The organism is Mumia spirodelae, from assembly GCF_050632745.1.
Classification (GTDB): Bacteria; Actinomycetota; Actinomycetes; order Propionibacteriales; family Nocardioidaceae; genus Mumia.
This window is the reverse complement of record NZ_JBODSD010000001.1, coordinates 329,399-352,919: the sequence shown is the minus strand read 5'-3', so window position 1 is coordinate 352,919 and position 23,521 is coordinate 329,399. Positions and strand designations below refer to the sequence as shown.

The window sequence follows — 23,521 nt, the reverse complement described above, 5'->3', positions numbered from 1 at the left end:
GACTCGCTGCGCGGTCAGCCGACAGGCTGGAGCGTCACCTCGATGTCGACGGCGCTGCCCTTCTGGGCCTGCACCTTGCGGTCCACCGGCTCGACGCGCGGCGCGAGCGTGCGCAGCGTCCACTCACCGGGCGCGGCGAAGAACCGGAACTGGCCGGTCGCCGACGTCGGCACCTCGGCGGTGAACTCACCGCCGCTGTCGAGCAGGCGTACGTAGGCGTTGCCGACCGGCTCGCCCTCCTTGGTCACGATGCCCTGGATCACCGACTCCTTGTCGAGGTCGATGCCGTCCAGGCTCGGGCCACCTCGCGTCGCGCCGCACATGCTCAGGCCTCGCCGGGCTCGTCGCCGAGCGCGACCGGCACGCCGATCAGCGAGCCGTACTCGGTCCAGGAGCCGTCGTAGTTCTTCACGTTCGGGATCTCGAGGAGCTCCTGCAGCACGAACCAGGTGTGCGAGGAGCGCTCGCCGATGCGGCAGTACGCGATGGTGTCCTTGCTGCGGTCGAGGCCGGCCTCGGCGTACAGCGCCTCGAGCTCCTCGTTGCTGCGGAAGGTGCCGTCGTCGTTGGCCGCCTTGCTCCACGGGACGTTGCCGGCGGTCGGGATGTGGCCGCCGCGCTGCGCCTGCTCCTGCGGGAGGTGCGCCGGTGCGAGCAGGCGACCGGCGAACTCGTCAGGGCTGCGCACGTCGATGAGGTTCTGGACGCCGATGGCGGCGACGACCTCGTCGCGGAACGCGCGGATCGAGGTGTCCTGCTCCTGCGCCGTGTACGACGTCGCGGCGCGGGTCGGGATCTCCTCGACGAGCTCGCGGCTGTCGAGCTCCCACTTCTTGCGGCCGCCGTCGAGCAGCTTGACGTCCTGGTGGCCGTAGAGCTTGAAGTACCAGTAGGCGTAGGCGGCGAACCAGTTGTTGTTGCCCCCGTAGAGCACGACGGTGTCGTCGTTGCTCACGCCACGCTCGGACAGCAGCGCCTCGAACTGCTCCTTGCTGACGAAGTCGCGGCGGACCGGGTCCTGCAGGTCGTTCTTCCAGTCGAGCTTGATGGCTCCGGCGATGTGGCCCTTGTCGTAGGCCGTCGTGTCCTCGTCGACCTCGACGAGCACGACGCCCGCGTCGGACAGGTGCTCCTCGACCCAGTCGGCGGTGACGAGCGCGGTGTCGCGGCTCATGGCTTTACCTCCACGGTTGGTTGGTGCAGTGCTGAGTGGTGTGTCGTGACGGGTCAGGCCCGGGCGGGCGCGACGCGTCGGATGATCAGGTACATCTCGCAGCCGAGGCAGAAGCCGGTGACGGCGTTGAGCAGCGCTGCGGCGAGCGCGAAGCCCACGGCGACCGCGGCCACCGGCACGACGCCGGCCACTGCGGCCACGAGAGCGATCAGGGTGAAGACGAGCCCGACCGACTGCGCGAAGCGAGGTGGTCGTGCGTCCTCGGTCTCCGACGGAGCGCCGATGCGCGGCCGGACGAACCGCACGAAGAGTGCGGCGTACGGCGTGCGCGACGGGCCTGCGAGGACGCCCAGCGCGAAGACGAGCGCCTGGAGGGCGATCAGAACGGTCGCGAATGGCGTGCCCACAGCCACGAGAGCGATCGCGAGGACCACCGACGTGATCGCTGCGGCGAACCGCTGACCTCGCGGGTCGACCTGTCCGGCGGGGCTTCCCGCAGGAGAGGCGCTGGTACGAGGGTCGCTCGACGAGCTGAGTGACATGGAGAACTCCAGGGCGCAGAACGGTGCCGCACGAGGCGGCGGTCAGATGAGGTCGTTCAGCGCATGCGACACAGCGCCGAGCGCACGCGGCAGTGGTCCACTGCGCGTCGCTTGGTCAGGTGTGTCGTACGAGGCATGCCGCAAGCGTAGGCGGCGATCCCCGGGCGGTCACCTTCGCGTCTCGAATGCCGAGACATCTATCCGTTATCTGAGACGGGCGTCGTCGTGACGCTGTCGAGGACGGCCTCGATCTCGGCCAGCCGCGGGACTCCGGAGGCCCTGCCGACCACTGCACCCGTGGGGTCGAGCACCAGGATCGTCGGGGTGCGCATGACGTTGAGCCGCCGGACCAGGTCGAGGTGGGACTCGGCGTCGACGTCGACGTACGCGACGGCGGCACGCTCCTCCGCCACCTTGGTCAGCAGCACCCGGGCGGCGCGGCACGGCGCGCAGAAGGCGCTCGAGACCTGGACCAGCGTCGCGCCCTCGCCGAGCGCGGCGCCGACGTCCTCGGCGGAGAGCACGGGGCGCTCGGGCGTCGTGGCGGCAGCCTCGGCAGACGTCGCCGCCGGCGGCGCGGACGTCCTCACCCGACCGTCGCGCTGCCTGCGGACGAGCGCGAAGGCGCCGGTCGCCACCAGCACGACGAGGAGGACGAGGACACCGAGGGGCACGATTCCAGAGTACGGTGCCCGCCATGACGGACGATGTGACGTCCGCGGCGCGAGAGGTCGCCGACTCCCTCGCCCGCCACGCCGATCCCGAACGCGCCGCAGGCGGAGCGCGGTACCTCAAGAGCAACCGCACCCACCTCGGCGTCCGCGTGCCGGTGGTGCGGGACGCGGTGCGGGCGGCCCTTCGCACGCACCACGTCGACGACCGCACGCAGGTCCTCGGCCTGGCGACGCGGCTCTGGGACACCGGCGTCCACGAGGACCTCCTCGCCGGCGTCTTCGTCCTCGCCGGCGGCGCCCGCACGCTCGGGTGCACCGACCTGGACCGGGTGGCAACGATGCTGCGCACCGCGGGGACCTGGGCGCTCGTCGACCCGCTCGCCACGGAGGTCGTGGCCGTCGTGTGCGACGACGGTGGCGAGCGCACACAGTGCGGCGAGGTGCTGGACCGGTGGGCACGCGACGACGACTTCTGGCTGCGACGCGCCGCCCTGCTCGCCCTCATGCCGCCGCTGCGCCGGGGCCGCGGCGACTGGGACCGGTTCAGCCGCTACGCCGACGCGATGCTGGACGAGCGGGAGTTCTTCGTGCGCAAGGCGATCGGGTGGGTGCTGCGCGAGACCGCGAAGCGTCGTCCGCAGCTCGTCGCCGCATGGATCGCCGACCGCCCGGGACGCGTCCCGGTCCTCGCGGTGCGCGAGGCCGTACGCCAGATGGACCCCGCCGTGGCCGACCCGCTGGTGGCCGCCGCGTACCGAGCCCGCTGACGCGACCCGTCAGATGCCGGCCCAGATCAACGCGGCCACGAAGACCACCGGACCCGCGAGCGCGATCGGAGCGGTCGCCTCGACCGCCCAGCGCGACGGCGGGAGCGGACGCCAACGCCTCCCGACCGAGGAGCCGGCGATCACGGCACCGCCGATCGCGACCGCCGCCACGCCCCCGACCACCGCGTCGGCACCCTCGAGCGAGGCGAGGACGATGCCGCTCAGCGCACTCAGGGCGAGCGCCCACACGTGCGCCACGGGACGCATCCGACCAGCGCGGTCGGCGACCACGACGATCACCGTCACCACCGCGGCCACGACCACCGCGGGACGCCCCACCGGCGACACGGCCGCCGCCAGCCACCCCGTCGCCATCAGCGCGACCGTGCCCGTGACGACGACCTCACCGAGCGCAGGGACGACGTCGGGCCGCGGCGCCGGGCGACGGAGCTGACCGAGCAGCGCGGCGAGGACCAGCACCGGGAGCGCGATCCCCACGCCGGCGAGCGAGCCGCTGTCGACCGACGCCGCGGCGGTGGCCACTGTGCCCTCGGCCCCCGCGACGACGGACGGGGCGAGGGTGACGACGGCGGCGACCAGACCCGACAGGGCGATCGGGAGCGCCTTCGGAGCGTGCACCGGCGCTCGCGTCCGGCCCGCGGGCGACGGCGACGCGGCGAGCACGAGCTGGACCAGCAGCACGGCCGCGGCCATGACGACGGTGCCGGCGAGGTCCGCGAGCACCAGGAGACCCGCGAGTGCGCAGGTGACCACGGGCGGGGCGATCGCGGTGAGCCCGAGGGGCGAGCGCGCCTCCTCGCGGACGCGGCTCACGTGCGGTCTCGTCGCCCGCGTCCCCCGTCGGACAGGACCACGCCGCGTGCCGCAGCGCGTACATCTGAAGCGCCTCCGGCGCTGTGTCGGCTGTCGCCTCCGGCGCTGTGTCGACTGTCGCCTCCGGCGCTGTGTCGACTATCGCCTCCGGCGAAGGGCGGCAGTAGCTCCAGCTGCCCTCCCGACCCCACCGAGACGGTCGTCGGGTCGGCGCCCCCGAGAGGCTCCTCCCCGACCAGCACCGAGCAGATCTCGAGCACGCGCATGAAGCGCTCGTTGCCGGCGTGCAACGTCCTCACGGCATCGAGGACCTCGGCGACCGTGCCGGGATCGACGTGATCCACCTCACGACCTGCAGCGGCCCGGGCGGCGGCCCAGTAGCGAACCGTGACGCTCGCGCTGCTGCCGGGCTCGCGGTTACCGGTTGTTGATGCTTCCGACACGTGGACTATTGTGGAGCAAGCAATGAAGCCCTGGGCAGAGCCCTGGGCTTTCTTTGTATCCGCAGAAGGGTTACGCGATGTCCACCTTGCTCCTGCTGACACCGAGTACGCAGTCGTCCATCGAAGTACTGCCTGCGCTTGCACTCCTCCCGCACCACGTGAAGATCCTCCCGCCGGAGGCCAGTGCCCTCCTCGACGCTCCGTCCTGCGACGCCGTCCTCATCGACGGCCGCACCGACCTCGCCCAGGCGCGCGGTCTCACCCGTCTGCTCCGGACCACCGGAGTCGACTCCCCCCTCGTCCTCATCGTCACCGAAGGTGGTCTCGCCGTCGTGGCCGCCGACTGGGGCATGGACGACGTCATCCTCACCACCGCCGGTCCCGCCGAGGTCGAGGCCCGGCTCCGGCTGGCGATCGGGCGTGTCTCGGCGGAGTCCGGCAACGACCCGGACGCCCACGTCATCAAGTCCGGCGGCCTCACCGTCGACGACGTCACCTACACCGCGCGCCTGGACGGCCGCTCGCTCGACCTCACCTTCAAGGAGTTCGAGCTCCTCAAGTTCCTCGCCCAGCACCCCGGCCGTGTGTTCACCCGCCAGCAGCTGCTCCAGGAGGTCTGGGGCTACGACTACTTCGGCGGCACCCGGACGGTCGACGTCCACGTCCGTCGCCTGCGGGCCAAGCTCGGTCCGGACAACGAGACGCTCATCGGCACCGTCCGCAACGTCGGCTACCGCTTCGTCGCCCAGTCGCGCGACCGCCGCGACGCGAGCGCCGGGGACAGCAGCAGCGAGGACGCCGAGCGTGCGCGAGCGGTGGAGCCGCTCCGCCGCTGACGCGCACGAGCACCACCCCGGGCGGCTGTGCTTGGATCGGAGCACCCGAGCACACCGCCCGAGAGGATCCCGAGCATGAGCGCACGTCGTACGGCGTCGGACCTGGTCGAGCTCGTCCTCGACCCCGACTCCTTCACGTCGTGGGACTCCCCGATCGACGTCAGCCGCTGGCCTGAGTCGTACCAGCGCGAGCTCGCCCGCGCCGCCGAGCGCTCAGGCCGCGACGAGTCGGTCATCACGGGACGCGCCACCGTGCGCGGTCGCCCCGTCGCGGTGGTCGCCAGCGAGTTCCGCTTCCTCGCCGGCTCGATCGGCGAGGACGCCGCCCGCCGGATCGTGAGCGCGGTGCGGCGCGCGACCGAGGAGCGCATCCCGGTCCTGGCCACCACGGCCTCCGGCGGCACCCGCATGCAGGAGGGCACGCCGGCCTTCCTCCACATGATCGACATCTCCCGGGCGATCATGGACCACAAGGCGGCGGGCCTCCCCTACCTCGTCCACCTCGGTCACCCGACGACCGGCGGCGTCTTCGCCTCGTGGGGATCGCTCGGCCACGTGACGGTCGCCGAGCCCGGCGCGCTCGTCGGGTTCCTCGGCCCGAAGGTGTACGAGGTCCTCAACCACCACCCGTTCCCCGAGGGCGTCCAGACCGCCGAGAACCTCGCCCACCACGGCATCCTCGACGCGGTCGTCACCGCCGAGGACCTCCCCGCCCTCGTGGACCGCACGCTCGGCATCCTCGTCGACCCGCCGAAGCCCGCGACGCTCACCCGGCGCGAACCCGTCAGCACGGCCGCCCTCGACACGTGGACCGCGATCGAGCGGACCCGGGACGCGCAGCGGGTGGGCGTCCGCGACGTGCTGCGCGTCGGCGGCGAGGACACGATCCGCCTCCAGGGCACCGACGAGGGGGAGCGCGACAGCGCGATGATCGTCGCCCTCACGCGGCTCGACGGCGAGCCGTGCGTGGTCGTCGGCCAGGACCGCAAGTCCCAGCAGCGCGCACCGATGGGACCGGGCGCGCTGCGCGAGGCCCGTCGCGGGATGCGCCTGGCCAACGAGCTCGGCCTTCCGCTGGTCTCGTTCATCGACACGCCCGGAGCGGAGCTGTCGCGGGCGGCCGAGGAGGGCGCGATCGCCGGTGAGATCGCCCGCTGCATCGCGTCGATGGCGACGATGACGGTCCCGACGGTCGCGGTCCTCCTCGGCGAGGGGTGCGGCGGCGGCGCGCTCGCGCTCTTCCCCGCCGACGTCGTCGTCGCCACCCAGAGCGCCTGGCTCTCGCCGCTGCCTCCCGAAGGTGCGTCGGCGATCGTGCACGGCGACGCGGACCACGCCGCCGAGATGGCGACCGCCCAACGCGTGTCGGCGGCCGACCTCTTCGCCGCAGGAAAGGTGCAGGTGCTCGTGCCCGAGCGGGACTCCGACGTCGAGGACGCAACCGCGCTCGCTGCTGCGGTCGCCGCAGAAGCCGCCACCCAGGTGCGGGCGTTGAGAGCCACCGACACGAGCGGGAGGCACCGATGAGCGCGGAGGTCGACGGGCGCGTCGCGCTCGCCGCGGGCATCGCCTCGGTCGACGGCGTGTCACCGCTCAACGAGGCCAGCAGGATCGCGATCGCGTCGGGCGCGCCCCCGCGCGTCGACGAGACGGCGTACGAGGGCGACCTCCTGGTCGGGGTCGCGTACGCCGCGGGCGACGCACCCGTCGAGCTGTTCGTGGAGCCGGACCACCGGCGCCGGGGTGTCGGACTGCAGCTGCTGGACCGGGTCCTCGACCAGGGCGAGAGCCGGTTCTGGGCCCACGGGGACCTGCCGGGAGCGCAGGCGCTCGCACGCCGCCGCGGCCTCACCGCCGTACGCACATTGCTCGTCCTCGAGCGGGACACCGCCGCCGCGCTGCCGGACGAGCGTCCGGTCGAGGGTGTGACGATCCGGACCTGGCGCGACGAGGACACCGCGGGGGTGGTCGCGGTCAACGCCCGCGCCTTCGCGAGCCACCCCGAGCAGGGCGCGATGGACGAGGCCGACTTCCGCGCGCGGACCGCGCAGCCGTGGTTCGACCCCGCCGGGCTGTTCGTCGCCGAGCGCGACGGCGAGGTCGTCGGCTTCCACTGGACCAAGGTGGACCCGCCGGTGGCCGAGGGCGGCGACGTCGGCGAGGTGTACGTCGTGGGCGTCGACCCGTCGGAGCAGGGTCGCGGGCTCGGCAAGGCCCTCACGCTGCGTGGCCTGCACCACCTCGCCACCCTCGGCCTGCGTCGCGTCGACCTCTACGTCGAGGGCGACAACACGCCGGCGCTGGCGACGTACGAGGGTCTCGGGTTCCGCGAGAGCGCGCGCGACGTCCTGTACGCGACCGGCGCCTGAGACCGCTGGAGGGCGCGGGGTCCTTGGGTCCGGATGTCAGGGTGGAGGTATGGCCACCTCCCTGGGCACCGTCACCTCGTACGCCGTGCGTCGCGCCGGGATCGTCGACGTGACGCACGTCGCCCGGTTGCTCGAGGCCTCGGCTCCCGAGCTCGACATCGACGGCGACGGCACCGTCGACGGCCCCGCGGACCCGTTGGTCGCGGCCTCCGTCACGCGGCTCGCGCTGAGCCACGTGGTGCTCCAGCACGGACAGCTCTGGGTGGCCGACGCCGGCGACTCCCTGCACGCGGCCACGGTCTGGATGCCGCTGGGCGCGGTCGGTCTCGCCGACGACCTGCGCGACACCGTCGTCCGCGAGCTCGACGCGGCGACCGTCCAGGCAGCGATCGACCCCGGCGAGGAGGTCCGGCAGGCCTTGGCTGCCGCGGCTCCGGAGGTCGCGGCGGCGCTCGACCGTGTGCAGCCCGACGTGGTCCTCACCGCGCTGGCCGCCGTGCCCGAGCTGCCCGCCGCCGAGCGGGACCGCTTGCTCCAGGCGTGCATCGCGACCGCGCTGGAGGAGATCGAGGGCGTCGCCGCGGCGGTGACGCTCGTGCCCGAGCGGGTGGCTGTCCTGGAGGCGGCGGGATTCACCCGCGTCGACGAGGTCGAGGTCGGCGCCGGCCACCTTCTCTGGGTCGGTCGCGCGGCCTGAGTCACGTCACCCGCTGGTCACTTTTGCGTGACACGATGCGGGCATGGCAGAAGACCTCCCCGCCGGCGCCGGCACCGCGACCGAGGAGCTCCCGAGCTCTCCGGACTCCTTCGACGTCGACCCGCCGTTCGTCGACCACGAGCCGGACCTGCCTGACGACCGGTTCAGCGACCGCGAGCTGTCGTGGCTGGCGTTCAACCAGCGGGTGCTCGAGCTGGCGGAGGACCCTTCGGTGCCCCTGCTGGAACGCGTGCGGTTCTCGGCGATCTTCTCGGGCAACCTCGACGAGTTCTTCATGGTGCGGATCGCCGGGCTGAAGCGACGCATCGCTACCGGCCTCGCGTCGCGGCGCGCCAGCGGGCTGCAGCCGCGCGAGGTCTGGTCCGCGAGCCTGCAGCGCAGCCGTGAGCTGATGCGGCAGCAGGGCGCCCTGCTCACCGACGAGCTGCGCGACCGCCTCGACGAGCACGGCATCGCGCTCCTGCACTGGGACGACCTCGAGCCGTCCGAGCGCGACGACGCGTCCGGGGTGTTCCGTGCGCGCGTCTTCCCCGTGCTGACGCCGCTCGCCGTCGACCCGGCGCACCCCTTCCCCTACATCTCGGGCCTCTCGCTCAACCTCGCGGTCGTGATGCGCAACCCCGTCACCGGCAAGTCGCACTTCGCCCGCGTCAAGGTGCCGCCGATCTTCGACCGGTGGGTCACGGTGGGTCCGCAGCGCTTCGTCCCGCTCGAGGAGGTGATCGCCGCCCACCTCGACGCGCTCTTCCCGGGGATGGAGATCACCGCCCACCACACCTTCCGGGTGACCCGCAACGAGGACCTCGAGGTCGAGGAGGACGACGCGGAGAACCTGCTGAAGGCCCTCGAGCAGGAGCTCCTGCGCCGCAAGTTCGGCCCACCGGTGCGGCTCGAGGTCGAGGACACGATGGACGAGCACGTGCTCGAGCTGCTGGTGACCGAGCTCGACATCAGCCCGGACGAGGTGTTCCGTCTCCCGGCGCCGCTGGACCTGGCGAGCCTGCACCAGATCGCCGACCTCGACCGCCCGGAGCTGCAGTTCGAGCCGTTCGTCCCGGCCACCCATCCCGACCTCGCGGAGGTCGAGTCCTCGAGTCCCGTCGACATGTTCGCGGCGCTGCGCGAGCACGACGTCCTCCTCCACCACCCGTACGACTCGTTCGCGACCAGCGTCCAGCGGTTCGTCGAGCAGGCCGCCGCCGACCCGCAGGTGCTCGCGATCAAGCAGACCCTCTACCGGACCTCGGGCGACTCGCCGATCATCGACTCGCTGGTCGACGCCGCCCGCGCCGGCAAGCAGGTGCTCGTCCTGGTCGAGATCAAGGCACGGTTCGACGAGCAGGCCAACATCCGGTGGGCGCGCAAGCTGGAGCGGGCGGGGTGCCACGTCGTGTACGGGCTGCTCGGCCTCAAGACGCACTGCAAGCTGTGCCTCGTGGTCCGCGACGAGCCCGACGGGCTGCGCCGCTACGCGCACATCGGCACCGGCAACTACAACCCGAAGACGGCCCGCCTCTACGAGGACTACGGCCTGCTCACCACCGACACCGAGATCGCCGACGACCTCACCGACCTGTTCAACAACCTGTCGGGCTACTCACGTCGCGAGTCCTACCGCCAGCTCATGGTCGCGCCGGCCGGTCTGCGCCCCGGGATCGTGGAGCGGATCGAGCGCGAGATCGCGCACCAGCGCGCGGGCCGTCCCGCCGGGATCCGCTTCAAGGTCAACTCGATCGTCGACGAGGAGGTCATCGACGCGCTCTACCGGGCGTCGCAGGCGGGCGTGCCGGTGCAGCTGCTCGTCCGCGGCATCTGCGCCCTGCGGCCGGGGGTTCCCGGCATGAGCGAGAACATCGTGGTCCGCAGTGTGCTCGGCCGGTTCCTCGAGCACAGCCGTGTGTTCTGGTTCGCCGACGGCGGCGACCCGCAGGTGTGGATCGGCTCGTCGGACCTCATGCACCGCAACCTCGACCGTCGTGTCGAGGTGCTGGTGCGGCTCGACCGGCGCGAGCACATCGCCGAGATCGGAGCTGTCCTCGACCTGGCGATGGACCCCGGGACCGACGCGTGGGACCTCGCTCCCGACGGCGAGTGGTGCCGGACGAAGGCGACCGACGGTCCGCTGCGCGACCTGCAGCAGTCGGTCATCGAGCGCACCCGCGCACGCCGGGCGAGAGCGCGCGCCGAGGCTCAGGACCGGGCTGCAGTCGGCGGGCTGGTGTGAGCCGGCCGGTCCGGATGTCCGCCGGCGCCGTGGTGTGGCGCCCCGCGGGCTCGAAGGCGAAGGACGGTCTCGAGATCCTGCTCGTCCACCGACCGCGCCACGACGACTGGACGATCCCCAAGGGCACCGTCGAGCGCGGCGAGCTGCGGCCCACGACGGCGGTGCGCGAGGTCGAGGAGGAGACCGGCGTGCTCGCGCGGCTCGGCGTGCCGCTGATCGAGCTCGAGTACGAGTACACGAAGGGCCGGACCAAGAACGTCGCGTACTGGTCGGCGACGCCGATCAGCGGCGACGCGGACGCCTACGTCCCCAACCGCGAGATCGACGGAGTCTCCTGGGTGCCGCTGGACAAGGCGACGAGGCGGCTCTCCTACGACAACGACCGCGCGGTGCTCGACGCCTTCGTCGAGCGGGTGGAGACGGGCGCTCACAAGACGCGGACCCTGATCGTCGTCCGCCACGCGCAGGCGCGCTCGCGCGACCGTTGGCGCAGGGACCCGCTCGCCCGTCCCCTCACCGCGGCCGGCAAGCGCGAGGCCGGCAGGCTGCGGCCGGTCCTCGCGGCGTACGCGATCCACCACCTGCACTCGAGCGGGGCGCTGCGGTGCGTGCAGACGCTCAGTCCGTACGCCGACGCGCTCCACCGCCCGATCACCGTCGACCACCGCCTCGACGAGCCGCGCGACGGCGGGCCGGCGAAGAACCGGCCCGTCGCCGAGGCGCTGCTCGAGGACGTCGCCCACAAGCGGCCCGTCGCCGTGTGCGGCCACCGGACGGTGATCCCGCGCATGCTCAAGGCCGTCGGGGTGGACGCCGACGCGGTCAGCGCGAGCCCGCTGCCACCGGCGGGGCTGGTGGTCGTGCACCATCGCCGCGGCGAGGTCCTCGCGACCGAGCACCACGCCCTGCACTGAGCGCGAGCCCGAGCGCGGCGGTGGCCATCAGCACCGTCGCCACCGGCGCGAGCCAGGTGACGCCGAGGTTCTCCAGGACCCACGCCCCGCTCGCCGCTCCGGCCGCGATCCCCAGGTTGAGCGCGGTGACGACGACCGCTCCGGCGGCGCCGCGGCTGCGCTCGGACGCGACGCGCATGACCGTGGCCTGGAACACGGGCGGGAAGAGCCCGATCATCGCGCCCCAGACGCCGATCACCACGAGGGCGGCGGCGGCGCTCCGATCGATCACGGTCAACGCCAGCGACGTCGCCGCGAACACGGCGGCGGTCGCGGGGAGCGCCGCCCGCGGGAGCCGGTCCGACAGCGGGCCTGCCACGGCGAGACCGAGAGCGCCGGTCGCCCCGAAGAGCGCGAGCACCCCGCCGAGCGCCGCGGGCTCGAACCCCGCCACGTCGGTCACGATCGGCGCGACGAAGGTGAACATCTGGAAGTGCCCGACCAGCAGCACCGCGCCGAGGACCGCCGTGACGGTGACCGGGACCAGCGAGCGGTCACGTCCTGCGGCCGGCTCCGCGGCACCGGAGCCGCTCGCCGTCCCGGACGGCAGCACGGCCACGAGCGCTGCTGCCGCGAGCCCGAGGACGACCGCGGCACCGACGAGGACGGCTCGCCAGCCGACCAGCTCGGCGGCCGCCGTACCGAGGGGGACGCCGACCACGCCTGCTGCGGTCGGGCCGACCAGCACCACCGAGACCGCCCGGCCGAGGTGGCGCTCGCTGACCAGCGAGGTCGCGTAGGGCACGAGGAGCGCCCAGAAGAGCCCGTGGGCGGCCGCGGCCACGATGCGGGCGGCGACGAGCACGCCGTACGCCGGCGACGCCGCCGCGAGGAGTGCCGCTCCCGCGCTGACCACGACCGCGGCCACCATCACCGTGCGGCGCGGCAGGCGGCGGGTGGCGCGCTCGAGCGGGAGGCTCAGTGCCGCCACCGTGAGCGCCCACGCGGTCACCAGCAGCCCGATCTGTCCGGGCGAGACGTCGAGGTCGTCGGCCATCGCGGCGAGCAGGCCGGCAGGGAGGAGCTCGACGGTCACCGTCGCGAACGCCGCTCCTGCGAGAGTTGTCAGGGCGATCCATGTCTTCCGTGTCATGCTTGGGAACGTAGACCTTCACACCGGTGTCAAGGTCAAGCCCCGAACGGAAGGAATCTTGATGCGGGTCGGAGAGCTGGCGGAGCGGACGGGCACCGCGACACGGATGCTGCGCTACTACGAGGAGCAAGGACTGCTCGCGTCGACGCGCGAGCACAACGGCTACCGGGCGTACTCGGAGGCCGACGTGGACCGCGTCCAGACGATCCGGAGCCTGATCGCCTCCGGCCTCACGACCCGGCTCGTCCGTGCCGTCCTCGACATCGAGGCGCTGGCCGACGACGAACGTTCACCTTCCTGCAGCAGGGAGTTCGCCGAGATGATGTACGGCGAGCTGGCCTCGATCGAGGACAAGATCGCCTGCCTGAGCAAGAGCCGGGACACCGTCAAGGGCTATCTGCGACGCACCGCGCACGCCGACCTCCTCGAGGCTCCGACGCCCGTCTGACCACGGGATACGTCACATCGCCGCCCGAACTCGTCGGTCAGCGTTCACCTTCGGTTCACCTACGTCCGCCTACCGCTTCACCTCTGCTGCCTAACGTCGCCGTCGACAACACCAGTTTCGACATGACGTTTCCCAGAGAGGGAAGACCACAGTGAACCGCACCAAGCTCCGCGTCGCCGCTCCCCTGGCCCTGGCCGCGACCGTGGCCCTCGGCCTGTCCGCCTGCGGGGCGGACAACGAGGCCGGGGCCGACGACGACGCCACCACCAGCTCGCTGAGCGGCACGCTCAACGGCGCCGGCGCCAGCTCCCAGGAGGCAGCCGTCGGCGCCTGGCAGGCCGGCTTCCAGACCGCGAACCCGGACGTCACCGTCAACTACGACCCGGCCGGATCCGGTGCGGGCCGTGAGCAGTTCATCGCCGGCGGCACCGACTTCGCCGGCTCGGACGCGTACATGGACGACGAGGAGCTCGCCTCGGCGAAGGAGCGCTGCGGCTCCGACGTGATCGAGGTCCCGACCTACGTCAGCCCGATCGCCGTCATCTACAACCTGCCCGGCGTCGACGGCCTCCAGCTGTCGCCCGACACCGCCGGCAAGATCTTCGAGGGCAAGATCACGACCTGGGACGACGAGGCCATCAAGGCCGACAACCCGGACGCGGACCTCCCGTCGACCAAGATCACGCCCGTGCACCGCTCGGACGACTCGGGCACCACCGAGAACTTCACCGCGTACCTCTCGGCCGCCGCGCCGCAGGGCTGGACCGGCGGGACGGTCGAGACCTGGCCGGTCAAGGGCGGCGAGGGCGCGCAGGGCACCTCCGGCGTCGTCGCTGCCGTCCAGGGCGGCGAGGGCACCATCGGGTACGCCGATGCGAGCCAGGCGGGCGACCTCGGCGTCGCCTCGCTGAAGGTCGGCGACGAGTACGTCGGCCCGAGCCCGGAGGCCGCCGCGAAGATCCTCGAGGCCTCGAAGCAGGTCGAGGGCCGCGGCGAGACCGACATCGCGATGGAGATCGACCACGGCACGACCGAGGCGGGCGTCTACCCGGCCGTCCTGGTGTCGTACCAGATCGCGTGCCTGCAGTACGACGACCAGGCCAAGGCCGACCTCGTCAAGGGCTGGCTCTCCTACGTCGCCAGCTCCGACGGCCAGCAGGCCGCCGCCGAGGGCGCCGGCTCGGCCCCGCTGACGAGCGCGCTCGAGGAGCGCATCTCGGGCATCGTCGACGGCATCTCGGCGAAGTGATGCTCCTGCGGGCGGTCGTCCGTACCGGGGGATCGGACGCCCGCCCGCAGGTAACCCCCCACCGTCTCCACCAGAGGAACACTCCGTGAGCGACACCGTCACACCGTCACCGCCCCGCGGCGCGGCCGGCCCGGGCAAGGCCAAGGGCCGGTTCGGAGACCGCGTCTTCCTGGGGCTCTCCAAGGGCGCGGCCCTGATGATCCTCGTGATCCTCGCGGGCGTCGCGATCTTCCTGACGGTCGAAGGCATCCCCGGCGTCACCGCCTCACCCGACGAGGTGAAGAGCGGCGAGTCGTTCGGGGCGTTCGTGCTGCCGCTCGTCTTCGGCACCCTGTGGAGCGCGGTGCTGGCCCTCGTGCTGGCCCTCCCGCTGGCGATCGCGGTAGCGCTCTTCGTGACCTTCTACGTCCCGCGCCGGCTCGGCCAGACGCTCGGGTACGTCATCGACCTCCTCGCCGCGGTCCCCTCGGTCGTCTTCGGCCTCTGGGGCATGCGCGTGCTGGCCGGGCAGCTCGTCGGGCCGTTCGAGTGGCTCGAGGCGCACCTCGGCTTCCTCCCGTTCTTCGCCGGCCCCGCGTCCGCGACCGGCCGCACCATGCTCACCGCCGCGCTCGTGCTCGCGGTGATGATCCTCCCGATCGTCACCGCGATCGCCCGTGAGGTCTTCCGCCAGACCCCGGTGCTCCTCGAGGAGGCGGCTCTCGCCCTCGGAGCGACCCGGTGGGAGATGATCCGGACCGTCGTCCTGCCCCACGGCCGGTCCGGCGTGATCGGCGGTGCGATGCTCGGCCTCGGCCGCGCGCTCGGCGAGACGATGGCGGTGGCGATGGTCCTCTCCGCCTCCGGCGTCATCACGTTCAACCTCATCAGCTCGACGAACCCGAGCACGATCCCGGCCAACATCGCGCTGCAGTTCAACGAGGCCTCCGGGCTCACCGTGAACGCGCTCATCGCCTCCGGCCTCGTACTCTTCGTCATCACCTTCGCCGTCAACTTCGGCGCACGTGCCGTGGTCAACCGGCGCAAGGAGTTCTCGGGAGCCAACGCATGACGACCACCGCACCTCCCCCTCCCACGCGCGACGACGCGCCGCAGCGGGTCGCCAGCTGGCACCGCCCGCAGCTCCCGCGCGGCACCGCCTGGTACGCCCTCGCCCTCGGCGTCGTCGTCACCTCGGCGCTGCAGGCCGGACTGGGCCTGCCCCTCATCCCTTCGCTGCTCGCGGGGTGGGCCGTGGTCGTCGTCGGCCTGCCCCTGCTGTCGTTGGCCATCGAGGGCCGCCGGAAGGCGTTCGACCGGCTCGTCACCGTGGTCGTCTCGAGCGCGTTCGCGCTGGCGATGGTGCCGCTGGTCTCGATCCTCTGGACCGTCCTGAAGAACGGCCTCCCGGTCCTCTCGCCGGAGTTCTTCACCTACTCGATGCGCAACGTCGTCGGCGAGGGCGGCGGCATCTACCACGCGATCTGGGGCACGGTCCTCATCACCGCCGCCACCGCGGTGATGTCGGTGCCGCTGGGTCTGCTGACCGCGATCTACCTCGTCGAGTACGGCGGTGACCGGCGGCTCGCCAAGACGATCCGCTTCCTCGTCGACGTGATGACCGGCATCCCGTCGATCGTCGCGGGCCTCTTCGCCTACGCCCTGTTCGTGGTCTTCTTCGGGCCGGGCGTCCGGATGGGCATCGCCGGCGCCGTCGCGCTCACCGTGCTGATGACGCCGGTGGTCGTCCGGTCGTCGGAGGAGATGCTGCAGCTCGTGCCCAACGAGCTGCGGGAGGCGGCGTACGCGCTCGGCGTCCCGCGCTGGCGGACGATCGTCAAGGTCGTCCTGCCGACCGCGATGGCGGGCCTCGTCACCGGCATCACGCTCGCCGTCGCCCGCGTGATCGGTGAGACGGCCCCGCTCCTCATCACGGTGGGGATCACCGACTCGTCCAACTTCAACCTGTTCGACGGACGCATGGCGACGCTGCCGGTGTTCACCTACAGCTCCATCATGAGCCCGGGCGTCCCTCCGGAGCCCTCCATCGCACGGGCCTGGGGTGCCGCACTCGTGCTGATGCTGATCGTGATGGTGCTCAACCTCGTGGCCCGACTCGTGACCTACTTCTTCTCTCCCAAGGACAAGCGATGAGCATGCGATCCGTGATCCGCGACTCCGTCCCGACGACGGCTCCCACCCCGACCGCCGCGACGTCGAGGAACGGCTCCCGCCGGCCCGCGATCGGCATCGACGTCGAGGACCTCGACATCTACTACGGCGACGTCCACGCGGTGCGCGGCGTCACGCTGGCGATCCCGGCGCAGTCCGTCACCGCGATCATCGGGCCCTCGGGCTGCGGCAAGTCGACCTTCCTGCGCTCGCTCAACCGCATGCACGAGGTCGCCCCGGGCGCCCGCGTCGACGGGAAGGTGCGCGTGGACGGCCGCGACCTCTACGCCGCCGGCGTCGACCCGGTGCTGGTACGCCGGGAGATCGGGATGGTCTTCCAGCGGCCGAACCCGTTCCCGACGATGTCCATCCGCGACAACGTCCTCGCCGGTGTCCGCCTCAACGGCGGCCGGATCAAGAAGGACGAGGCCGAGACGATCGTCGAGCGCTCGCTGCGCGGTGCGAACCTGTGGGAGGAGGTCAAGGACCGCCTCAACCGCCCGGGAGCCGGGCTCTCCGGCGGCCAGCAGCAGCGGCTCTGCATCGCCCGCGCGATCGCCGTCGAGCCGCAGGTGCTGCTGATGGACGAGCCGTGCTCGGCGCTCGACCCGATCTCGACCAGCGCCATCGAGGACCTCATCGGTCAGCTCAAGGACGCCTACACGATCGTGATCGTGACCCACAACATGCAGCAGGCGGCCCGCGTGTCCGACGAGACGGCCTTCTTCAACCTGGCCGGGGTCGGGCAGCCGGGCGAGCTGATCGAGACCGGCCCGACGACGAAGATCTTCTCCAACCCGGACAACGCGTCGACGGAGGCCTACATCACCGGTCGCTTCGGCTGAGCCGGTCCGCCGGGCCTGGCGCCGTACGACGCCGGGCCCGCGCCCACGAGCACGAAGGGCGCCCACCGACGCGGGGTCGGTGGGCGCCCTTCGTACGTGCGGGCCGCTGCGCGCGACTACGGAAGGAAGAGCGCGCAGATCCAGTAGGTGACCGCCGCCACGAGGGCCGCGGCCGGGATCGTCACGATCCACGCCGTCACGATCCCGCGCGCGACACCCCAGCGGACGGCGCTGAAGCGCTTGGTCGCGCCGGCGCCCATGATCGACGAGGTGATCGTGTGGGTCGTCGAGACCGGGGCGTGGAGGCCGATCGCCATCACGTACAGGACCGACGCCGCCGTCGCCTCGGCCGCGAAGCCGCGCGCCGGGTCAAGGTGGATGATGCGCCGCCCGAGCGTGCGCATGATGCGCCAGCCGCCCGAGTACGTGCCCAGCGAGATCGCCGTCGCCGCGCCGACCTTGACCCAGAGCGGGATGCCCTCGTCCTGGGTCACGTAGCCGCCGGCGAGCAGCGCGAGGAACATGACGCCCATCGTCTTCTGCGCGTCCTGGAGGCCGTGGCCGAGTGCCATCGCCGCTGCGGAGACGGTCTGCGCGAGCCGGAAGCCGCGCATCGTGCGCTGCGGGTTGCGGTGCTGGAAGATCCACATGATCGCGAGCATCAGCAGGAACGCCCCGCTGAAGCCGATCACGGGCGAGACCACCATCGGGATCGCGACCTTGTCGATGACGGTGTTCCACTCGACCGTGCTCGCGGAGGCCACGCCGGCGCCGACGAGGCCGCCGATCAGTGCGTGCGAGGACGACGACGGAAGCCCGAAGTACCAGGTGATGAGGTTCCAGACGATCGCGCCGACCAGCGCGGAGAGGACGACCGTGAGTCCGTGGTTGCCCTCGCCCTCGACGCCTTCGGCGATGATGCTGCCGACGGTGTCGGCGACCTCCGTCCCGAGGAACGCGCCGATGAAGTTCATGATGGCGGCCATCACCAGGGCGATGCGGGGTGTCAGTGCCCGGGTGGACACCGACGTCGCGATGGCGTTGGCCGCGTCGTGGAAGCCGTTGGTGTAGTCGAAGATCAGCGCGACGCTGACCACGAGGATCACCATGACCAGGGTGAGATCCACCCTCAGGACTCCTTGACGGCGATCTGCTCGACCGTGTTGGCCACCGACTCCAGGGCGTCGACGGCGTCCTCGAGGGACTCCACGACGTCCTTGAGCTTGAGGACCTCGAGCGCCTTGTACTCGCCGGAGAACAGCTTGGCGAGGATGCGGCGGTAGTCACGGTCGGCCTGGTTCTCGAGACGGTTGATCTCGATCCAGTACTCGGAGAGGTCCGTCATCGTGCGCAGGCGGGGCATGGCCTCCGCGGTCAGCTCGCAACCACGCTGGATCACCTCGACCATCGAGGCCATCCGCGACGGGAGCGACTCGAGCTCGTACAGGACGACCAGGTCGCCGGCCTCGTCGATGAAGTCCATGACGTCGTCGAGGCTGCTCGCGAGCTTGTAGATGTCCTCGCGGTCGAACGGCGTGACGAACGTCTGGTTGACGCGGTTGATGATCGCGTGCGTGGTGTCGTCGGCAGCGTGCTCGACCTCGCTCAGCTGCTTGGCGACCGCATCGCGGTCGGACGTGGCGTCCAGCATCTTCGCGAGCAGGTTCGCGCCGTCCACGAGGTGGCCGGCGAGCTCGGTGAAGAGGTCGTAGAAAGACGTTTCGGTCGGTCGGATTCGCAACCGCACGACAAAGCTCCCGTCAGGGGTGGGGTAAGGCCGGGTCAATGGTAGAACCTGGACCCCAGCCCCGCGCACTTCACCCCGCGCGCGCACGCGCGAGACCGTTGCGTCCCCGGGGATCCGGGGAGTCTGTCAGGCGCAGCTGCGACGGGGACGGACCCCGAGGATCTCGTCGACCGCCTGCTGGCTCAAGGGCCCCGAGGCTTCAGACGCTGCGATCATCAAGTTGCTCGTCATCTCGATCTCGTCGAGAGCGTCCTGATCGCGGAGACGGACGTCCAAGGGCTCAGGCGTAGCCACCACGGTCTCCTCCGCACCACGTCGAACGGCAGTACCACTTCAGGCTACGGGGTGCGTAAGCGCTTCGTCGTGCGGATGCGCAAATCTGTGGAAATTCTACGGACCTCGCGGGTGAAGTGCCGGTGGGACACACGTGATCAGCCGTCGAGCCCGTTCGACGCGACGACATCCGTCGCGTATGGCGGACACCCGCACGAAAACGCATCTCTCACTACCCCCGTACCTTCGGCTCTACCCGTGTTCGCCACGCAACCATACGTCACGTAATGTCGCAAATGCGCCATGCTCTGCACCGCGACGGCGCCAGACCGACAGCGCACGTCGCCGAGGCTACGCTGCGCGCATGAGCGGCTGGGATACGGGACACGGCGTGATCGCTCTGCCCGACGGGCGGACGGTCCGCGGTCGTCCACTGGGCCGTCACGACGCACAGGTGGCCGATCTCACCCTGGTCCTGCTCGGGCGGCCTCCTGCGGACGACATCGTGCCGGGCGAGCTGCGCTGGGTCCGGTGGCGCGACTTCCGTGCACCGTGGTCGACGGAGGGTGCGCTCGAGGCGCTTCGCGAGGCGTACGCCCGAGCCGCCACCCACCGCGTGGAGGTCGCCTGCCGCGGCGGCGTCGGCCGTACGGGGACGGCGCTCGCCGCTCTCGCCGTCCTCGGCGGGGTGCCGGCGGAGGACGCGGTCGACTGGATCCGCTCGCGTTACCACCCGCGGGCCGTCGAGACACCGTGGCAGCGGCGGTGGGTCCGCGGCCTGCCCGCCGGCCGCGCGTGAGCACGCGGTCGCATGCGCGTCGTGGCGGTCTTCGGCTCCTGGTGGGCCCCCAGGGGATCGAACCCTGAACCCGCGGATTAAAAGTCCGCTGCTCTGCCGATTGAGCTAGAGGCCCGGGGGATCAGGAGTTTAATCGGGAGAATCCTCGGGATAACTCCGGTGTGATTCCGAGTCCGATCGTTGCTGATCCTGGCGCCCAGTATGACCGACGACGGCGGGCGCGCGTCGGCTGGTCGGCGGGTGGGACGTGGCGGACATACGAACGGGGTGGACACGGCCGTTCGGCCATGTCCACCCCGTCGGTGGGCTTGGTGCTTGTGTCAGGCGTCGAAGCGGACCTGGGTGGGCGCCGGTGCTCGCCGCAGCGAGTCCGGCGACATGCCGATGGCTCGGAACATGCCGTCCAGCGACCGGTGCCCGCTGATCGTCTGGGCCGCTGTGAGGCCGAGGGTGCGTCGCGTGGCGTCGACGCGCCAGCGGTAGATGCAGCTTGCCTTGAGGTCGAGGTTGTCGATGCCGACGGTCTTGAGCTGTCGGTCCAGCACTCCGAAGGCAGAGGCCGTGGCCTGCTTGCTGCCGGGCTGGTTGGCACGCGGGGCGTAGCTCAGCGTCGTGGTCGGGGTCAGGTGGTCGGCCTTCAGCGCGGAGTCGACCGAGGCCTGCAGGACGAACCGGTTGAACGTGTCCAGCGGCAGCTGGCGGTCCTCGAGATTGCGATTGCCCGACGCCGTGACGGTGGGAATGTCGGCGTCGACCTGCAGGTGCTCGGCGGTGAACCCGGTACTTTCGCCGGGATTCATGCCGGCGTCACAGAGCGTGTAGGTGATCACCGGGCGCGAGAATGTCCGGCGGTGCGCCTGGCGGTGCAAGACCTCGGCAAGCACCGATGCCCGCAGCAGCACGACCTCGTCGTCGCTGGCGCACCGGTTGAGCTCGTGCGTGCGCTTCTTCAGGTGCGTCACCTTCTTGAGCGCACCGGCGGGCTCGGCTCGACGGGTGACTGCGGCCGCCGCGACGAGCGTTGCGACCGCGTTGCGGTAGGTGTGCAGTGCCGGTGCGAGATCGACCGGCTGGAACTGGGTCGGCGCACGGAGGCCGGTCAGTTCGGTGAGCACGTTCGAGCAGTTCGCCACGAGGTCGTCACAGCTGTCGAGCCCGAGCTTGGCGGCGCTCTGCTCGACGCTCCCGACAGCTTCCCACGTGGCGTCCACGGCGTGGTCGGGGATGAGCCCGAAGTGGTCGTGGAGGTCGGTGAGCTCCTTACGAGCGCGGCTGATCGACGTGGTCAGGATCTGGTTCTCGGATGCGTTGCGGGTCACGGTTGTCGCTTCCTCTTGGTCGTGGTGACGCCGTGACCCGTTCCGGCGCTCGAGGTAGCGGCAATGCCAGCCACCGGGTGGCCAGAGACGACGATGGGCCCCTCCTGCCGTGGCAGGAGAGGCCCATCGCAATGCCGATTCTTGGCGGGCGGGTCAGGTCAAGACCGCTGGCTTCATCTCGTGGTACTTCACCCAGGTGTTCGAGTTGTTCAGCACCGCCGCGGCGAGGAAGTCGAGCGCCTGGTTGTTCGGGTCCAGGCTCGCGGCACGGCTCTTGTGCGGAAGCCGGTCCTGGTACCAGTTGTTGAACGACTCGGCATCGTTGCGGCGACTGAACACCGACGTGAACCGTCGTTGGTCGGTGGGCGGGAGGTCGTACAGCGACTTTGCCTGGCCGTCGTACCAGGCTGCGAGATCGTCCGATCTGCTCAGGGGACGCAGGTCGCGGTCTCGGGCGACGGTACGGGATGGGCGGTCAGCTTTGTGCCGGTCGGGGGGAGGCTTCCACTCGTGCTCGTAGTCGAACGGCCCCTTCTCGCATTCGATCGTCCACGTCGACCTGCGCCCCCAGGTCCCGTCCGGGCGCTGGAACGGGACGCTGGAGCGGCAGGCGAGGAGTCGTTGCTTGACCAGATTGCCATCGTGTTCGTCCTCGCCGAGCTCGAACAGCGCACCGTCGTCGATCGCGAGACGGTGTCGGCAGACGCGGCCGTCGGGGTAGTGAACGGCGGCCGGAAGGACATGCGAGCGGCTGTATACCGGTTCGAGGCCATTGCCCTTCGGGTAGATGCTCACACCCAGCGGCATGCCGCCGCGGGAGACGGCGATCTGCGCGACTCGGCTGGTGCTCATCTGCCGGTACACGCTGTAGCGCTGCTCGCGTCGCCGTCGCGTCCGTGACGACTCAGTCTCGGCATGCTTGTACTCCTCGAGCAGGTGCTCCACGCGCCTTTTCCGGCTGAGCGGATCGACGCCCTTGGATGCAGCGATGCCCTTGTTGATCGTCTGGATCCGGTGCCGCGCCATCAAGTAGTCCACATTCCATCCGCTGATCGCGCCGTCATACAGCAGCGTGTGCACGCCGTCGCCGGCATGTGCGGCGATCGCGTCGACGAGCTCTAGCGCCGCGTGCATCTCCGCTTCCATCGCGACCGTAGTGGCGAGAACGATTCGCCCCCACTCGGTCCAGGTGTGCATCGAGACCATATTGATGCCCCTGGCGTGCTTCTCGTCGTGGCTCATGTCGGAGAGCACCCGCTGGATCCGCGCCGTCGCGAGCGACTGCGCCCGGCTTCCCACCGCCACCGTCGTACCAGCGATCGGATCATTCAGCTCCCACACGTCGGAGAATGGCTTGATCACCGTCCCGTCCCCGTAGATGACGTGCCGCTCGTCCGGGCGCGCCCAGTCCGGACCCACGCCGCGAACCAGGTTGCCCATGTGGCGTGCCTGGCCGACCGCCAACTGCTGGAACCTCGCCTGGACGATGCCCATCAGCTCGGGGTCGCCGCTGACCCGGTCACGGAAGAACACCACCGCATCGCGTGTCGGCGGCGCCAGCGGGACGCCGGGAACGTTATCGGCGGCAGCCGCCATGAAGGCTTCCCGGCACTCCTGCCACAGTCCCGCTTCGGTCTTGAGCATCCGCAGCAGCGACGCCAGGCTCCCCGACGACCGCGCCGCCACCAGCACTGCCAGCAGCAGCGTCGGCGAGTACATCGCCCGCCGCCCACGACGCTGCGATGGCTCCCTCCCACTCCAGTACGGCTCGAACACCTCTGCCAGTTGATGCACGCCAGCGAACCCGAACACCGAGACCACCTGGTCCCGCACCGAGCGCGTCCGCTCCCCTGTCGCCGGGTTGATCAAGTACTTCGGGCTAGGCACGGCCGCTTCCTCCAGATCGCGAAACTCAACACGTCCGCGGGCCCCGCTGCTGTCCGCGCCGGGGCCCGTGGATCTCATGCTGCACGATCCGCGTGACCAATTCAGCGGTTGTGGGACGAACGTTGGCGCGATGGTGGAGACATGCAGGACAACGGTTGTGACGAAGTTGGAATTGG

General features: G+C 71.1%; 23 protein-coding genes and 1 tRNA gene. 13 read left to right on the top strand and 11 right to left on the bottom strand.

The genetic code is table 11. The features are described from left to right. Positions 1-14: 14 nt before the first annotated feature. The 4 genes from ACQSSQ_RS01775 to ACQSSQ_RS01760 form a co-directional block, all read right to left on the bottom strand. On the bottom strand, positions 15-323 hold the full coding sequence (locus tag ACQSSQ_RS01775; RefSeq protein ID WP_431325313.1) for a DUF1416 domain-containing protein: 309 nt from the start codon (positions 321-323) through the stop codon (positions 15-17). A gap of 2 nt (positions 324-325) precedes the next feature. Beyond that, positions 326-1,174, bottom strand: a complete 849-nt coding sequence (locus ACQSSQ_RS01770; protein WP_431325312.1) for a sulfurtransferase — start codon at positions 1,172-1,174, stop codon at positions 326-328. 53 nt (positions 1,175-1,227) lie between these two features. Continuing rightward, positions 1,228-1,716 carry a DUF4395 domain-containing protein gene (locus ACQSSQ_RS01765; protein WP_431325311.1) on the bottom strand — a complete coding sequence of 163 codons (489 nt, stop codon included), beginning with the start codon at positions 1,714-1,716 and terminating at the stop codon, positions 1,228-1,230. 197 nt (positions 1,717-1,913) lie between these two features. Further along, a complete protein-coding gene (locus ACQSSQ_RS01760) occupies positions 1,914-2,390 on the bottom strand; it encodes a thioredoxin family protein (RefSeq protein ID WP_431325310.1) in 477 nt (158 codons plus the stop codon). 23 nt (positions 2,391-2,413) lie between these two features. On the opposite strand from ACQSSQ_RS01760, the gene ACQSSQ_RS01755 reads away from it, so the two are divergent. After that, positions 2,414-3,157, top strand: a complete 744-nt coding sequence (locus ACQSSQ_RS01755) for a DNA alkylation repair protein (RefSeq protein ID WP_431325309.1) — start codon at positions 2,414-2,416, stop codon at positions 3,155-3,157. A 9-nt stretch (positions 3,158-3,166) separates the two neighbouring features. Here the strand turns inward: ACQSSQ_RS01755 and ACQSSQ_RS01750 are convergent, their stop codons facing one another. Then, entirely contained in the window at positions 3,167-3,991 is an 825-nt protein-coding gene (locus ACQSSQ_RS01750; protein ID WP_431325308.1) for a hypothetical protein, read from the bottom strand. A 520-nt stretch (positions 3,992-4,511) separates the two neighbouring features. Between ACQSSQ_RS01750 and ACQSSQ_RS01745 the strand changes: the two genes are divergently transcribed. The 6 genes from ACQSSQ_RS01745 to ACQSSQ_RS01720 all read left to right on the top strand — a co-directional run bounded on the left by ACQSSQ_RS01745 (position 4,512) and on the right by ACQSSQ_RS01720 (position 11,495). After that, the gene (locus tag ACQSSQ_RS01745; RefSeq protein WP_431325307.1) at positions 4,512-5,270 is read left to right on the top strand and encodes a winged helix-turn-helix transcriptional regulator; all 759 of its coding nucleotides are present in this window, start codon (positions 4,512-4,514) and stop codon (positions 5,268-5,270) included. A 75-nt stretch (positions 5,271-5,345) separates the two neighbouring features. Next, a complete protein-coding gene (locus ACQSSQ_RS01740) occupies positions 5,346-6,797 on the top strand; it encodes a carboxyl transferase domain-containing protein (protein WP_431325306.1) in 1,452 nt (483 codons plus the stop codon). Further along, a complete protein-coding gene (gene mshD / locus ACQSSQ_RS01735; protein ID WP_431325305.1) occupies positions 6,794-7,639 on the top strand; it encodes a mycothiol synthase in 846 nt (281 codons plus the stop codon). Before ACQSSQ_RS01740 ends, mshD begins: the two co-directional genes overlap by 4 nt. 49 nt (positions 7,640-7,688) lie before the next feature. Beyond that, on the top strand, positions 7,689-8,336 hold the full coding sequence (locus ACQSSQ_RS01730) for a hypothetical protein (RefSeq protein WP_431325304.1): 648 nt from the start codon (positions 7,689-7,691) through the stop codon (positions 8,334-8,336). A 43-nt stretch (positions 8,337-8,379) separates the two neighbouring features. Continuing rightward, a complete protein-coding gene (locus ACQSSQ_RS01725; protein ID WP_431325303.1) occupies positions 8,380-10,581 on the top strand; it encodes an RNA degradosome polyphosphate kinase in 2,202 nt (733 codons plus the stop codon). Continuing rightward, positions 10,578-11,495: an NUDIX hydrolase gene (locus tag ACQSSQ_RS01720; protein WP_431325302.1), complete on the top strand. Its 918-nt coding sequence runs from the start codon at positions 10,578-10,580 to the stop codon at positions 11,493-11,495. Before ACQSSQ_RS01725 ends, ACQSSQ_RS01720 begins: the two co-directional genes overlap by 4 nt. Here the strand turns inward: ACQSSQ_RS01720 and ACQSSQ_RS01715 are convergent. After that, positions 11,404-12,627: an MFS transporter gene (locus ACQSSQ_RS01715; protein WP_431325301.1), complete on the bottom strand. Its 1,224-nt coding sequence runs from the start codon at positions 12,625-12,627 to the stop codon at positions 11,404-11,406. The two genes, ACQSSQ_RS01720 and ACQSSQ_RS01715, sit on opposite strands and share 92 nt — an antisense overlap. A gap of 61 nt (positions 12,628-12,688) precedes the next feature. Between ACQSSQ_RS01715 and ACQSSQ_RS01710 the strand changes: the two genes are divergently transcribed. The 5 genes from ACQSSQ_RS01710 (at position 12,689) to pstB (ending at position 17,320) form a co-directional block, all read left to right on the top strand. Continuing rightward, positions 12,689-13,075, top strand: coding sequence for a MerR family transcriptional regulator (locus tag ACQSSQ_RS01710; protein WP_431325300.1), 387 nt, complete (start codon positions 12,689-12,691; stop codon positions 13,073-13,075). Positions 13,076-13,226: 151 nt separating this feature from the next. Next, positions 13,227-14,324, top strand: coding sequence for a phosphate ABC transporter substrate-binding protein PstS (gene pstS, locus ACQSSQ_RS01705; RefSeq protein WP_431325299.1), 1,098 nt, complete (start codon positions 13,227-13,229; stop codon positions 14,322-14,324). An 85-nt stretch (positions 14,325-14,409) separates the two neighbouring features. Further along, a complete protein-coding gene (gene pstC, locus ACQSSQ_RS01700) occupies positions 14,410-15,375 on the top strand; it encodes a phosphate ABC transporter permease subunit PstC (protein WP_431325298.1) in 966 nt (321 codons plus the stop codon). Continuing rightward, positions 15,372-16,457, top strand: coding sequence for a phosphate ABC transporter permease PstA (pstA, locus tag ACQSSQ_RS01695; protein WP_431325297.1), 1,086 nt, complete (start codon positions 15,372-15,374; stop codon positions 16,455-16,457). The genes pstC and pstA overlap by 4 nt, the downstream gene beginning before the upstream one ends. After that, on the top strand, positions 16,454-17,320 hold the full coding sequence (gene pstB / locus ACQSSQ_RS01690; RefSeq protein WP_431325296.1) for a phosphate ABC transporter ATP-binding protein PstB: 867 nt from the start codon (positions 16,454-16,456) through the stop codon (positions 17,318-17,320). The genes pstA and pstB overlap by 4 nt, the downstream gene beginning before the upstream one ends. A 116-nt stretch (positions 17,321-17,436) precedes the next feature. Here pstB and ACQSSQ_RS01685 read toward each other — a convergent pair whose 3' ends face one another. Both ACQSSQ_RS01685 and ACQSSQ_RS01680 read right to left on the bottom strand, forming a co-directional pair. Beyond that, on the bottom strand, positions 17,437-18,429 hold the full coding sequence (locus ACQSSQ_RS01685; protein ID WP_431326760.1) for an inorganic phosphate transporter: 993 nt from the start codon (positions 18,427-18,429) through the stop codon (positions 17,437-17,439). 20 nt (positions 18,430-18,449) lie between these two features. Continuing rightward, entirely contained in the window at positions 18,450-19,067 is a 618-nt protein-coding gene (locus ACQSSQ_RS01680) for a DUF47 domain-containing protein (protein ID WP_431325295.1), read from the bottom strand. Positions 19,068-19,704: 637 nt separating this feature from the next. Between ACQSSQ_RS01680 and ACQSSQ_RS01675 the strand changes: the two genes are divergently transcribed. Then, a complete protein-coding gene (locus tag ACQSSQ_RS01675) occupies positions 19,705-20,139 on the top strand; it encodes a protein-tyrosine phosphatase family protein (protein ID WP_431325294.1) in 435 nt (144 codons plus the stop codon). Between the two features lie 39 nt (positions 20,140-20,178). On the opposite strand, the gene ACQSSQ_RS01670 is transcribed toward ACQSSQ_RS01675, so the two are convergent. From ACQSSQ_RS01670 to ACQSSQ_RS01660, 3 genes are all read right to left on the bottom strand, one after another. Continuing rightward, a tRNA-Lys gene (locus ACQSSQ_RS01670) sits at positions 20,179-20,254 on the bottom strand. Positions 20,255-20,459: 205 nt separating this feature from the next. Next, complete coding sequence (locus ACQSSQ_RS01665; RefSeq protein ID WP_431325293.1) at positions 20,460-21,458, bottom strand: hypothetical protein; 999 nt, start codon at positions 21,456-21,458, stop codon at positions 20,460-20,462. Between the two features lie 153 nt (positions 21,459-21,611). Next, positions 21,612-23,345, bottom strand: a complete 1,734-nt coding sequence (locus tag ACQSSQ_RS01660) for a hypothetical protein (RefSeq protein ID WP_431325292.1) — start codon at positions 23,343-23,345, stop codon at positions 21,612-21,614. Positions 23,346-23,521: the final 176 nt, after the last annotated feature.